The organism is Brevundimonas sp. SH203 (assembly GCF_002157625.1).
Taxonomy (GTDB): Bacteria; Pseudomonadota; Alphaproteobacteria; order Caulobacterales; family Caulobacteraceae; genus Brevundimonas.
Genome location: NZ_BDMM01000008.1, coordinates 23,816 through 37,247 on the forward strand (window position 1 = coordinate 23,816; position 13,432 = coordinate 37,247).

At 67.8% G+C, this 13,432-nt stretch carries 10 protein-coding genes; 7 read left to right on the forward strand and 3 right to left on the reverse strand.

Annotation, left to right across the window (positions count from 1 at the left end; all coding sequences use genetic code 11):
* The first annotated feature begins 103 nt into the window (after positions 1-103).
* On the forward strand, positions 104-1,549 hold the full coding sequence (pyk, locus tag SH203_RS14625; protein ID WP_087121699.1) for a pyruvate kinase: 1,446 nt from the start codon (positions 104-106) through the stop codon (positions 1,547-1,549).
* Here the strand turns inward: pyk and SH203_RS14630 are convergent.
* On the reverse strand, positions 1,546-2,583 hold the full coding sequence (locus SH203_RS14630) for an oxidoreductase (protein ID WP_234989523.1): 1,038 nt from the start codon (positions 2,581-2,583) through the stop codon (positions 1,546-1,548). The genes pyk and SH203_RS14630 overlap by 4 nt on opposite strands.
* A 7-nt stretch (positions 2,584-2,590) precedes the next feature.
* The gene (locus SH203_RS14635; protein WP_087121701.1) at positions 2,591-4,015 is read right to left on the reverse strand and encodes a short-chain fatty acyl-CoA regulator family protein; all 1,425 of its coding nucleotides are present in this window, start codon (positions 4,013-4,015) and stop codon (positions 2,591-2,593) included.
* A 128-nt stretch (positions 4,016-4,143) separates the two neighbouring features.
* On the opposite strand from SH203_RS14635, the gene SH203_RS14640 reads away from it, so the two are divergent.
* A complete protein-coding gene (locus tag SH203_RS14640) occupies positions 4,144-5,679 on the forward strand; it encodes an acyl-CoA carboxylase subunit beta (RefSeq protein WP_087121702.1) in 1,536 nt (511 codons plus the stop codon).
* A gap of 149 nt (positions 5,680-5,828) precedes the next feature.
* Here SH203_RS14640 and SH203_RS14645 read toward each other — a convergent pair whose 3' ends face one another.
* Positions 5,829-6,212, reverse strand: a complete 384-nt coding sequence (locus SH203_RS14645) for a GIY-YIG nuclease family protein (protein WP_087121703.1) — start codon at positions 6,210-6,212, stop codon at positions 5,829-5,831.
* Positions 6,213-6,328: 116 nt separating this feature from the next.
* Between SH203_RS14645 and SH203_RS14650 the strand changes: the two genes are divergently transcribed.
* From SH203_RS14650 to SH203_RS14670, 5 genes are all read left to right on the forward strand, one after another.
* Positions 6,329-8,320 (forward strand): acetyl/propionyl/methylcrotonyl-CoA carboxylase subunit alpha, encoded by a 1,992-nt coding sequence (locus SH203_RS14650; protein WP_087121704.1) that lies wholly within the window; start codon positions 6,329-6,331, stop codon positions 8,318-8,320.
* Positions 8,321-8,471: 151 nt separating this feature from the next.
* The gene (locus SH203_RS14655) at positions 8,472-9,851 is read left to right on the forward strand and encodes a methylmalonyl-CoA mutase family protein (RefSeq protein ID WP_087121705.1); all 1,380 of its coding nucleotides are present in this window, start codon (positions 8,472-8,474) and stop codon (positions 9,849-9,851) included.
* Positions 9,848-12,007: a methylmalonyl-CoA mutase gene (scpA, locus tag SH203_RS14660; RefSeq protein WP_143275751.1), complete on the forward strand. Its 2,160-nt coding sequence runs from the start codon at positions 9,848-9,850 to the stop codon at positions 12,005-12,007. The genes SH203_RS14655 and scpA overlap by 4 nt, the downstream gene beginning before the upstream one ends.
* Complete coding sequence (mce, locus tag SH203_RS14665) at positions 12,004-12,426, forward strand: methylmalonyl-CoA epimerase (RefSeq protein WP_087121706.1); 423 nt, start codon at positions 12,004-12,006, stop codon at positions 12,424-12,426. The genes scpA and mce overlap by 4 nt, the downstream gene beginning before the upstream one ends.
* Positions 12,427-12,493: 67 nt before the next feature.
* Positions 12,494-13,423 (forward strand): DUF4232 domain-containing protein, encoded by a 930-nt coding sequence (locus tag SH203_RS14670; protein ID WP_087121707.1) that lies wholly within the window; start codon positions 12,494-12,496, stop codon positions 13,421-13,423.
* Positions 13,424-13,432 lie beyond the last annotated feature (9 nt).

A 13,432-nucleotide genomic window follows, 5' to 3' on the forward strand; every position in this document is an offset into this window, starting at 1 on the left:
GGCCGTAAACTCGTGTTTCCCGAGGGGAAGGCGGTCTTACGCCGGGCGCGTTTCGTGGGCAGTAAGGGGCGAATCCGCCCCTGAAGGCCAATAGGAAACGTCCATGAACCGAGCCCGCCGCGCCCGCATCGTCGCGACCCTGGGGCCTGCAAGTCGCGCGCCCAGCACCGTCAAGGCGTTGGCGCAGGCCGGGGTCGATGTCTTTCGCCTGAACTTCAGCCACGGCTCGCATGAGGATCACGCCGCCGCCCTGAAGGCCGTGCGCGGGGCCGAGATGGCGCTGCAACGTCCGCTGGGCGTGCTGGCGGACTTGCAGGGGCCGAAGCTGCGGCTGGGACGGTTCAAGGACGTCGAAATTTTGGTCAGGCCGGGCCACACCATGCGCTTCGACCTGGACCCGACGCCGGGCGACGAGACGCGGGTGCAGATGCCGCATCCTGAAATCTTCAAGGCCCTGCGTCCCGGCATGCTGCTGCTGCTGGATGACGGCCGGGTGCGTCTGCGCGTCGGCGAACGCACCGACGACTGGGCCGATGTGACGGTCGAAAGCGGCTCGAAACTGTCCGATCGCAAGGGGGTGGCGGTGCCGGAGGCGGTGATCCCGGTCTCGGCCCTGACGCCCAAGGACCGCGAGGATCTGGCCTTCGCCCTGCGGATGGGCGTGGACTGGGTGGCGCTCAGTTTCGTTCAGAAGCCCGAGGACATGGCCGAGCTGAAGCGGATCGTGAACGGTCAGGCCGCCTGTCTGGCCAAGATCGAAAAGCCGGCGGCCCTGGCCGATCTGGAAGCCATTCTGGATTATTGCGACGGGGTCATGGTGGCGCGCGGCGATCTGGGCGTCGAACTGGACCCCGAAGACGTGCCGGTGGCGCAAAAGCAGATCGTGCGCGCGGCCCGCAATCGCGGCGTGCCGGTGATCGTGGCGACCCAGATGCTGGAATCCATGACCAGCGCCCCGGCCCCGACCCGCGCCGAGGCGACCGACGTGGCCAACGCCGTCTATGAAGGCGCCGACGCCCTGATGCTGTCGGCCGAGACGGCGTCGGGCGACTATCCGCTGGAATCCGTCGGCATCATGAGCCGCATCATCGAACGGGTCGAACGCGATCCTATGTGGCCCAGCCTGATGGGCGCCGAACACGCGGGCATGGACGAGCATGACGTGGACGCCCTGGTCGGGGCGGCGGCCATGGCGGCCGGCGCCCCCTCGACAGGCTGTCTGGTGGTGTTCACCACCCTGGGCGGCACGGCGCGGCGGATGGCGCGCGAACGGCCGCTGAAGCCGATCCTGGTGCTGACGCCCAATCCGAACACCGCGCGCCGTCTGGCCCTGGTCTGGGGGCTGGAGCCGCGTCTGGGCGATCAGCCGGACTCGCTGGAGGCCGTCACCGACGATGCGGTGAACAGCGCCGTCCGATACGGCCTGGCCGAGCCGGGCCAGCGCATCTTGATCCTGGCGGGCACGCCGTTCGGCGCGCCGGGCGCGGCCAATCTGCTGCGTCTGGCCCATGCGCCGGCGGCCACGTCCAAGGGGCGCAAGAAGGGCTAAAGCGCGACCTCGCGCCCTTCCGCCGCGCTGCGCAGGCCCGCGTCGATGATCCGCATCGTCGTCAGGGCCTGATCGGCGGGGACGGGGGGTGGACCCTCGCCCCGAATCGCGTCGCGCAGGACGGCGTAGAAGGCCGGATAGTCGCCGCGCTCGGGCGTCGGGGTGGTGTGGATCGGCCGGTCGTAGATCACCTGGGTCAGAACGCCGGGCGACGGGTCCAGGCCCCAGTCGGGGTCGCCGGGGCGCAGGCCGGCCTTGGACTGCCCCTCCTGAGCGTCCAGCCCGTGTTTGACGAAGCTGCCGCCGTCCCCATGCACGACGTAGCGCAGGCGGGAGTCCGCCGTCAGATGCCCCATGTTCAGGATCACCCGCAGCCGGTCGTAGCGCAGCAGGACGTGGGCGTAGTCGATGGCTGTCGCGCCCCGCCGCTGGGCCTGAAGGTCGGCATAGACGCCCAGCGGCGCCCCGAACAACTGCACCGCCTGGTCGATCAGATGCGGCCCCAGGTCGGCCCAGACGCCGCCGTCGCGAGTGTCCTTCCAGCGGTCGGAAACGGTCGGGCGAAAGCGGTCGAAATGGCTTTCGAACACGGCGACCTCGCCAAGCGCGCCCTCGGCGATCAGGCGGCGCAGGGTCAGGAAGTCGGCGTCCCAGCGGCGGTTCTGGAACACGCTGAACACGCCGGGCGATGCAGCCGCGACGGCGGCGACCGCCTCGGCTTCGGCCAGAGTGGCGGCGAAGGGCTTGTCCACCACCACCGACTTGCCGGCCTTCAGCGCGGCGATGGACTGTTCGGCGTGCAGGGCGTCGGGCGTGGCGACGACGATCAGGCCGATGTCGTCGCGCGACAGGGCCGTGTCCAGATCGGGCAGGACCGCGACATCCGGCAGGTCGGCGTGGACCGCATCGGGCCGCGACGACACGACGGCGCGCAGGACCAGCCCCGGCGTCGCGGCAATCAGCGGGGCGTGAAAGGTCTGGCCTGCCAGGCCGTAGCCCACGATGGCGACGCCGATCGGATCGTTCGCACTCATGACACGATCAATAGCGATCCGGGCGCGGCCCATCCAGCACATAGGGCACCACGCCGCGCTCGTTTTCCGGCACGTGCAGGGTGCGGTCGATGGGCGGGAAGGCCCTCTGAGTGCAGTCGGTGCGCTCGCAGATGCGGCAGCTGACGCCGATGCGCGCGGCGGGGCCGTTCAAGTCCAGACCCGCCGCATAGACCAGCGACGCGGCGTGTTCGACCTCGCACCCCAGCGACAGGGCGTAGCGGCGGTCGCCCGCCAGATAGGAGCCGCTGGGCTTGGACACCGAACGGGCGATGGAGATGTAGCGCGATCCATCGGGCATTTCCGCCAGCTGAACGCCGATCCGGTCGGGCGCGGCGAAGGCCTCATGCACGTTCCACAACGGGCAGGCGCCGCCGAAGCGGGCGAACTGGAACCGGGTAGCGCTGTGTCGTTTGGTTATGTTCCCGGCCATGTCGACGCGGGCGAAATAGAAGGGCACACCGCGCCAGCCGGGCTTCTGCAGGGTCGAAAGACGGTGGCAGACCTGTTCGAAACTGACCTGGAACCGGGTGCGCAGCCGGTCGATGTCGTGCTTCTCCCCCCGCGCCGCCTCCAGGAAGGCGCGATAGGGCAGAAGCAGCGCGCCGGCCGCATAGTTGGCCAGGCCGACGCGGGCCACGGCGCGCGCGGCGTCGGTGCGGAAGGCGGCCTGATCCAGTTCAGCCTCGATCTGATCGCGGAAGGACAGCAGGGCCAACTGGTGCGCCAGTTGGAACGAGCGGCTGGCCCCCGGCTGCCAGGCGTCCAGCGTCAGGACGCGGCTGGTCGGATCGTAACGGCGCAGGGCCTCCTGTCCGGCCACATAGACGACCCGCACCCCATGCGCCTCGGCCAGCGCCGTCTCCAGCGCCCGTTCGATCTGGACCTCCTTCGGCAGGGCGCCGGCCAGGGCCTCGGCCGCAGTATCGAGGGCGTCGATGTAGTTGTCGCGATAGTGGAAGAAGTCGCGCACCTCTTCATAGGGCAGCAGGGCGACGCTGGCGCCGTGTTCGTCCCGGCCCAGGGTGTCGTCCAGCGCCTTCACCCGCTCGTCCAGACGGCGGAAGGTCTGGTGCAGGGCCAGGAACTGGCGGGCCAGGCGCGGGGTGTTGGCCACGGCCTGTTTCAGCTCGGCGGCGGTGGGCGGCTCGGCCTGCCCGGCGATGTCGGTGGTGGCCTCGCGCAGGTCGGCGATCAGGCGCGCGTCGCCCTCCAGATCGAAAAGGCTGGCGTCCACATGGAAGGCGCGCGTCAGGGCGATCAGAACCCGCGCGGTCGCCGGGCGCTGGTTGGTTTCGATCTGCGACAGATAGGACGGCGACAGGCCCAGCCGCTCGGCGCAGGCCTCCAGCGTCCAGCCGCGCGCCTCGCGCAGCTTGCGCAGCTTGGCCCCAAGGAAAAGCTTCTCAGCCATTCGCAACTTTGCAAATCATCTCGTCATCCTTTGCAACCCCGCGCAGCTCCACACTTTTTGCAAAGTTGCGTTTGCCTATTTGCGATGAAGGCGCCACGCCTTGCTCGAACGAGAGGCGAAGATCCACCATGAGCCAAGCCATCCTTGAAGAATTGGAGCGCCGTCGCGCCGCCGCGAAACAGGGCGGCGGGGAAAAGCGTATCGCCGCCCAGCACGCCAAGGGCAAGCTGACCGCGCGCGAACGCATCGACGTGCTGCTGGACGAGGGCTCCTTCGAAGAGACCGACATGTTCGTGGAGCATCGCAGCCACGACTTCGGCATGCAGGACCAGCGCATCCCCGGCGACGGCGTGGTGACGGGGCGCGGGACCATCGGCGGGCGGCTGGTCTATGTCTTCTCCAAGGACTTCACGGTGTTCGGCGGTTCTCTGTCGGGCGCCCATGCGGCCAAGATCGTTAAGCTGCAGAAGATGGCCCTGACGACCGGCGCCCCGATCGTCGGCCTGTTCGACGCAGGCGGCGCGCGGATTCAGGAAGGGGTGGAAAGTCTAGCGGGTTACGCCGACATCTTCCTGCAGAATACCCTGGCCTCAGGCGTCATTCCCCAGATCAGCGTGATCATGGGACCGTGTGCGGGGGGCGACGTCTATTCGCCCGCCATCACCGACTTCATCTTCATGGTGAAGGACACCTCCTACATGTACGTGACCGGCCCCGACGTGGTGAAGACCGTCACCAACGAGGTGGTCAGCCACGAGGACCTGGGCGGCGCCCGCGTCCACGCCGGCAAGTCGGGCGTGGCGGACGGGGCGTTCGAGAACGATCTGGAAGCCCTGTCGGAGGTGCGCCGCCTGATCGGCTTCCTGCCGCTGTCAAACCGCGAAAAGCCGCCGGTGCGCGAATCCTATGACGAGCCGGATCGCGACGAGCCGTCGCTGGACACATTGATCCCGGCCAATCCGAACCAGCCCTATGACATGAAGGAACTGATCCTGAAGACGGTCGACGAGGCCGATTTCTTCGAGATCGGCGCCGACTTCGCCAAAAACATCATCACCGGCTTCGGCCGGCTGGACGGCCAGACGGTCGGGATCGTCGCCAACCAGCCCCAGGTGCTGGCGGGCGTGCTGGACATCGACAGTTCAAGGAAGGCCGCGCGTTTCGTGCGCTTCTGCGACGCCTTCGACATTCCGCTGGTGACGCTGGTGGACGTGCCGGGCTTCATGCCGGGGACCAAGCAGGAATACGGCGCCCTGATCAAACACGGGGCCAAGCTGCTGTTCGCCTATGCTGAGGCGACGGTGCCGAAACTGACCCTGATCACGCGCAAGGCCTATGGCGGCGCCTATGACGTGATGAGCTCCAAACACCTGCGCGGCGACGTCAACTACGCCTGGCCCACCGCCGAGATCGCGGTCATGGGCGCCAAGGGCGCGGTCGAGATCATCTTCCGCAAGGAGGCCGGCGATCCCGAGGCGCTGGCCGCGCGCGAGGCCGAATACAAGGACCGTTTCGCCAATCCGTTCGTGGCGGCGGGCCTGGGCTACATCGACGACGTCATCATGCCGCACGGGACCAGGCGGCGGCTGGTGAAGGCGCTGCGGACGCTGAAAAACAAGGCCCAGGAGAACCCCTGGAAGAAGCACGACAACATTCCGCTGTGAGGATGGCTTCCTTGGCTTCACTTCTTTCGTCATCCTCGCCCTTGTGGCGAGGATCCATACGCTCGGTATGGGCCGGTGCGCGCCGACCCCGAATGAGTCTATGGATTCTAGGCACAAGGCCTAGGATGACGGGCTTTGAGAGGGGAGATTTACGCCTCCGGCGGCGTCCAGTCGCGGTAAGCTTGGGGATCGGGCGCAACCTCAATGTCGTTGCAGGTCAACCCATCGAACAGATCGTCCCAGTCCGGGTTCGTTCGTTCGATCAGGTTGGCCTTCCAATCGCGCGGCCAGCGTTTCAGCGACTTCTCGCGTTGGATCGCGCCGACGATAGTGTCGTGAAATTCGTACCAGACCAGCCGTTTCAGGCCGTACCGTTTGGTGAAGCCGTCGATGAGGCCTTCACGATGCTGGACGACGCGGGCGACCAACTGAGCACTGACGCCAATGTAGAGCGTTCCATGCTTGCGGTTGCTCATCATGTAGCAGCCGATCTGGTTGTCGATACCGACCACTTCCAACCCCTCGACCTTCATCCTCGGGCCTGTCCCGAGAATCCATACTCTCCGCCGCCCGCTAGTGCGCACCGGCCTCGCTCGTGCGCATGGATCCTAGGCACAAGGCCTAGGATGACGACAGTGAAGGACTGACCATGTTCTCCAAAATCCTCATCGCCAACCGGGGCGAGATCGCGGTTCGGATCATCAAGACCTGCCGCAAGATGGGCATCCAGACGGTGCAGGTCTATTCGGAGGCCGACGCCGGGTCGTTGGCGGTCGAGATGGCCGACGAGGCGGTGCTGATCGGGCCCGCGCCGGCGGCGCAGTCCTATCTGCTGGCGGACAAGATCGTCGAGGCGGTGCGCCAGACGGGGGCGCAGGCCGTGCATCCGGGCTTCGGCTTCCTGTCCGAGAACGCCGGGTTCGCGCGGCGGCTGAGGGACGAGGGGATCGCCTTCATCGGCCCGAACCCCGAGGCCATCGAGGCCATGGGCGACAAGATCAGCTCCAAGAAGCTGGCGGCCGAGGCGGGGGTCTCGACCGTGCCGGGCCATATGGGCCTGATCGAGACGCCGGACGAGGCGGTCAGGATCGCTCGCGAAATCGGCTATCCGGTCATGATCAAGGCCTCGGCGGGCGGCGGCGGCAAGGGCATCCGCGTCGCCCATTCGGACGCCGACATGGCCGAAGGTTTTGCGGCGGTGAAGGCCGAGGCGCTGAACGCCTTCGGCGACGACCGGGTCTTCCTTGAGAAGTTCATCGTCGATCCGCGCCACATTGAGATTCAGGTGCTGGGCGACAAGCACGGCCACGTCGTCCATCTGTTCGAACGCGAATGTTCGATCCAGCGTCGCAACCAGAAGGTCATCGAAGAGGCGCCGTCGCCCCTGCTGGACGAAGCCACCCGCGCCGCCATGGGGGCGCAGGCCGTCGCCTTGGCCAAGGCGGTGAACTATGACAGCGCCGGGACGGTCGAGTTCGTCGCGGGGCAGGACAAGAGCTTCTACTTCCTGGAGATGAACACCCGACTGCAGGTCGAGCATCCGGTGACGGAACTGATCACCGGCGTCGATCTGGTCGAACAGATGATCCGTTCGGCCTGGGGCGAGAAACTGGCCTTCGAACAGAAGGACCTGAAGATCGACGGCTGGGCCATCGAGAGCCGCATCTACGCCGAAGACCCCTATCGCGGCTTCCTGCCCTCGATCGGGCGGCTGGTCCGCTATGAGCAGCCGGAGGAGGGCGAGCATTTCGGCGCCGACGGCCCCTATGTGGTCCGAAACGATTCCGGCGTCCGCGAGGGCGATGAGATCAGCATGTTCTACGACCCCATGATCGCCAAACTGTGCGCCTGGGGCGAGACGCGGGCCGACGCGGTCGAGGGCATGGCCCGCGCGCTGGAGGACACCCATCTGGCGGGGCTGGGCCACAATGTGCCCTTCCTGGCGGCGGTGATGGATCAGGACCGCTTCAAGTCGGGCGAACTGTCGACCAGCTATATCAAGGACGAGTTCCCGGACGGCTTCCACGGCCTGCGCCCGACCCAGGCGCAGGAGCGCATCCTGATCGCCTCGGCCCTGGCCATGCACGAGGTGATCGCCGAACAGGACGGCGACCCGTCCGAGCGCACCGACTGGATCGTCATGATCGACAAGACGCCCCACGGCGTCAGCCTGTCCTATGACGAGGACGAAGAGATGATCCTGACCCTGACGGGCGGGGGCGACATCCGCCTGTCGGACATCGACTGGCGGCCGGGTCTGGCCCAGTTCAAGGCCGATCTGGACGGCGAGGCGTTCACCGCCGAGGTCAAGCGCGTCGCCGACGGCTTCGACATCCGTCACCGTGCGGCCCGGGCGCGGGTGCGGGTGCTGCGTCCCCATGTCGCCGAACTGTACGCCCGCCTGCCGGAAAAGGCCGTGGCGGACACCTCCAAACTGGTGCTGTCGCCGATGCCGGGTCTGGTGGTGTCGATCCCGGTGACGGTCGGTCAGGAGGTCAAGACCGGCGAGACCGTGGCCATCATCGAGGCCATGAAGATGCAGAACATCCTGAAGGCCGAACGCGACGGCGTGGTGAAGGCCGTCGGCGCCAAGGACGGCGACCCCGTGGCGGCGGACGACGTGCTGGTGGAGTTCGGGTGATGCGGGCGTTTTCCACTTCCGTCATCCTCGGGCTTGACCCGAGGATCGGATGGTCCGCCGCCTGTGCGGCGCCTTGGGACGCAGGGTCTGTCCGGCGCCCGGTCCTCGGGTCAAGCCCGAGGATGACGGTGTGTGCGGGGAAGAGGACGATATGACCTTTCCCATCCCCACCCCGCTGGAATGGCGCGAATCCGCCCAGAAGGCGCTGAAGGACCGGCCGCTGGAATCGCTGCTGCATCTGGATGCGGACCAGTTGGTGACGCGGCCGCTGTATGCCGGGGCGACCGAGGTGCAGCCGATCAATGCGCCGCGCCCGTCGGACGCCGAGGGGCGGGCCTGGGACCTGCGCACCCTGATCGAGGGCGACGACGCGGAGGCGGTGAACGCCGCCGTCCTGACCGACCTTCAGGAGGGGGCGGCCTCGGTGCTGCTCGGCGGAGGGGTGCTGGCGGACGCGGCGACGCTGGAGCGGGCGCTGGACGGCGTGGCGCTGGAGCTGGCGCCGGTGGCGCTGGACGCCGGGTTCGCGGGCGTCGAGGCGGCGGAGGCTCTGGCGGCCGTGGCCAAGGGTTCGCCGCGCGCCATGCTGCGGCTGCATATGGACCCCATCTCGGCCTTCGCCGAGGCGGGCGGATCGCCGCGTCCGGTCGAGGATCATCTGGCCGAGGCGGCGCAGGCGGCCGTGCGTCATGCGGGCGTCTATCCCGACGCCAGCCTGTTCCTGGCCAGCGGGCGCGCAGCGCATGAGGCGGGCGGATCGGCGGCGCAGGAACTGGCCTTCGCGGCGTCCAGCGCGGTCGCCTATGTGAAGGCGGCGGTCGAGGCGGGTCTGTCGGTTCAGGCGGCGCTGAAGGGCGTGGTGGTCGGCCTGTCGGTCGATCAGGAGTATTTCGACGCCCTGGCCAAGGTCCGGGCCATGCGTCTGATCTGGGCCAGTCTGTCGCGCGCGTTCGGCGCCGAGACGCCGGCGGTGATCGAGGCGCGGTCGTCGCGGCGGATGCTGTCGGCGCGCGATCCCTGGCCCAATCTGCTGCGTCTGACGGCGGCGGGGTTCGCGGGCGCGGTCGGCGGGGCGGACGTGGTGGTGCTGGACAGCTTCACCCGCGCCGCCGGTCGACCCGACGCCTTTGCGCGCCGGCAGGCCCGCAACACCCAGTTGGTTCTGATGGAGGAAGCCAACCTGGGCCGGGTCGATGATCCGGCGGCGGGCAGCTGGTATCTGGACGCACGGACGCACGATCTGGCGCTGGCGGGCTGGACCGAGTTCCAGATCATAGAGGCCGAGGGCGGCGTCATCGCGGCCTTGCAGGGCGGGGTGATCCAGCCGCGTATCGCCCGTGCGCGCGCCGTGCGTGAAGCGGCGCTGAAGAACGGCGCGGCCCAGATCATCGGCGTGACCAAATATGTGGACGCCGACGTGCGTCCGGCGCCGGTCGTGGGAGCGGTTAAAGCGAGCCCCTCGGTGACGCCGGTCTGCGAACCCCTGGCGCCCATCCGCTTCGCCGAAGCCTTCGAGGAGGCGGCCCAATGAGTTTCCCTGACTTCAGCAAGATTGGTCTGGATTTCGGCGCGACCGGGCGGGGGCCTGTGCGCGACCCGTGGAGGACGCCCGAGGGTCTGACGGTCGAGACCGCCTATGACCCGCAGGCGTTGGAGGGGCTGGATCAGCTTCACGGCCTGCCGGGGTTCGCCCCCTTCGTGCGCGGGCCGTATCCGACCATGTATGCGGGCAATCCGTGGACGATCCGCCAGTATGCGGGCTTCTCGACCGCCGAGGAGTCCAACGCCTTCTATCGTCGTAACTTGGCGGCGGGGCAGAAGGGCCTGTCCATCGCCTTCGATCTGGCGACGCACCGGGGCTATGACTCGGATCACCCGCGGGTGAAGGGCGACGTCGGCATGGCGGGCGTGGCCATCGACAGCATCTATGACATGCGCACCCTGTTCGACGGCATTCCACTGGATCAGATGTCGGTGTCGATGACGATGAACGGGGCGGTGCTGCCGATCCTGGCCCTGTACGTCGTCGCGGCGGAAGAACAGGGCGTCCCGCACGCCAAGCTGACCGGGACCATTCAGAACGACATTCTGAAGGAGTTCATGGTCAGGAACACCTATATCTATCCGCCCGAACCCTCGATGCGGATCATCGCCGACATCTTCGCCTGGACGGCGCAGGAGACGCCCAAGTTCAACAGCATCTCCATCTCCGGCTATCATATGCAGGAGGCGGGGGCGTCGGCGGACATCGAACTGGCCTACACCCTGTCGGACGGGATCGAATATCTGAGGGCTGGCACGGCGGCGGGCATGGCGATCGACCGTTTCGCGCCGCGCCTCAGCTTCTTCTGGGCCATCGGCATGAACTATTTCATGGAGGTGGCCAAGATGCGGGCGGGCCGCCTGCTGTGGGCCGAGGCGGTGCGAAAGGAAGGCGGCGTCGATCCCAAGTCGTTGTCCCTGCGCGCGCACTGTCAGACCTCGGGCTGGAGCCTGGCCGCGCAGGATGTGTTCAACAACGTCAGCCGCACCATGGTCGAGGCCATGGCGGCGGCGGGCGGTCAGACGCAGAGCCTGCACACCAATGCGCTGGACGAGGCGCTGGCCCTGCCGACCGACTTCTCGGCCCGGATCGCGCGCAACACCCAGATCCTGCTGCAGCAGGAGACGGGGCTGACCAAGGTCATCGACCCTTGGGGCGGCTCCTACTACGTCGAGCGTCTGACCCACGAACTGGCCGAACGGGCGCGCGCCCATATGGCCGAGGTCGAGGCCTTGGGCGGAATGGCCAAGGCCATCGAGGCGGGCATTCCCAAGCTGCGGATCGAGGAGTCGGCCGCCAAGACCCAGGCGCGGATCGACACCGGCCAGCAGACGGTGGTCGGGGTGAACAAATATCTGAACCCCGTCGCCGACGATATTCCCATGCTGAAGGTCGACAACGCCGCCGTTCTGGCTGCCCAGATCGACAAGCTGAAGCGGCTCCGGGCCGAACGGGACCAGACGGCGACGGACGCGGCGCTGGAGGCCCTGACCAACGGCGCGCGGGGCAAGGCGAACCTGCTGGAACTGGCGGTGCAGGCCGCGCGGGCCAAGGCGACGGTGGGCGAGATTTCGGACGCGCTGGAGGCCGCCTTCGGGCGTCATGTGGCGACGGTCCAGACGGTCTCGGGGGTTTACGCCAAGGAGGCGGGACGCGATCCGCGCTTCGCCCGCGCTCGCGACATGGTGGCGACCTTTGTGGAGAACGACGGCGGCCCGCCGCGCATCCTGATCGCCAAACTGGGTCAGGACGGGCACGATCGGGGCCAGAAGGTCGTGGCGACAGGCTATGGCGATCTGGGCTTCGATGTGACGGCGGGCAGCCTGTTCCAGACCCCGTCCGAGGCCGCGCGCGAGGCGGTGGACAAGGGCGTCCATGCGGTCGGCGCCTCGTCGCTGGCGGCCGGGCATTTGACGCTGGTGCCGGAACTGAAGGCCGAGCTTGAGAAGCTGGGTCGGCCGGACATCATGATCGTGGTCGGCGGCGTCATTCCGCCGTCCGACGTGCAGCCCCTGCTGGATATGGGCGCGGCCGCCGTCTATCAGCCCGGCTCGGCCATCGCGGACACGGCCGTCGACCTGATCGAAAAGCTGAACCAGCGCCTGGGCTACGCCCAGCCCGCGCCCAACAAGGACAGACCATGATCGGCGCCCTGAACCATGTCGGCGTGGCGACGCCGTCCATCGCGGACTCGATCCGGCTGTATCGCGACGTGCTGGGCGCGACCAAGATCGGCGAGCCGTTCGATCTGCCCGCGCAAGGGGTGAAGGTCTGTTTCGTCGATACGCCGACGGCCCAGATCGAACTGATCGAACCCTATGACGAAAGCAGCCCGATCACCGGATTCCTGGCCAAGAACCCCAAGGGCGGGCAGCACCACGTCTGTTTCGAGGTCGCCGACATCCATGCCGCCATCGCCGAGATGCGGGCCAAGGGGGTGACGATCCTGGGCACGGGCGAGCCACGCATCGGGGCGCACGGGACGCCGGTGGTCTTCCTGCATCCGCGTGACATGGGCGGTGTTCTGATCGAGTTGATGGAGACGCCCAAAGAAACGCATTGAGCCGCGATGATCGAAGCGGAGCCTTTCGGCGGCGACGCCGTTTAGGGCCAAAGGGGAGAGCCTGATCATGCTGCATCGACTGACCGTCTGCGTCGCCATCACCGCCCTGATCGGGGTCAGCGCCTGTCAGCAGGCTTCACCGGACCAGCCCGCGCCGTCCAGCGATGGGCAGGCGCAGGCGCCGTCCGAGGCGCTGGCCGTCCGCTACGCCTGCGGCAGCGGCGTGACCATCGAGGCGCGCTATCCCAACAAGACCTCGGCCCAGATGACCTACAAGGGTCAGGACTATGTGTTGCGCAACGTCCAGGCGGCCAGCGGGGCGCGCTACATCGGCTCGGGCGTGGAATGGTGGACCACCAGCCGCGACGGGCGCGAGGTGGCGACGCTGAGCCTGCTGTCGCCCAACGAAGAAGTCGCTGTCTCGGTGCTGGAGCAGTGTGCGCGTCCCCTGACGGCGCCGGCGCCTGATCTGACAACCGGGATCACGCCGCCGCAGCCGAAGCCTGATCTGAAACCGATACCTGCGCAGGGCGGCGTGCTGCCTGCGTCCGCACCCTGCAAGGGGCCGCAACTGAAGATGGCGGTGGAAGATGGGGATGCGGGGGCGGGCAACCGGGTGCGGAACTTCAGCCTGCAGAATGTGGGGACCAACGCCTGCACCCTGACCGGCTATCCGGGGGTGAACCTGCTGGACGGCCGCGGACAGGCGGTGAACTCGGTGCGGGCGGACCAGAGCCCCGGCAGCTATTTCCGTCAGGGACAGGCGCCGACGCCGGTCGATCTGGCGCCTCAGGCCAAGGCCTATTTCGAGGTGGCGTGGAACGTGATCCCGAACGAGGCGGCGGGCCAGAAGACCTGTCCGAACGTGGCGACCGTGCGGGCCACGGCGCCGGGCGACACCGCCGCGATCAGCCAGAGCTTCGCCTTCCAGCCCTGCGGCGGCAAGATTCGCGTCAGCCCGATCCGCAGTGCGTCAGCCCTCCAACCTGCGACCTGATTGAAGGTG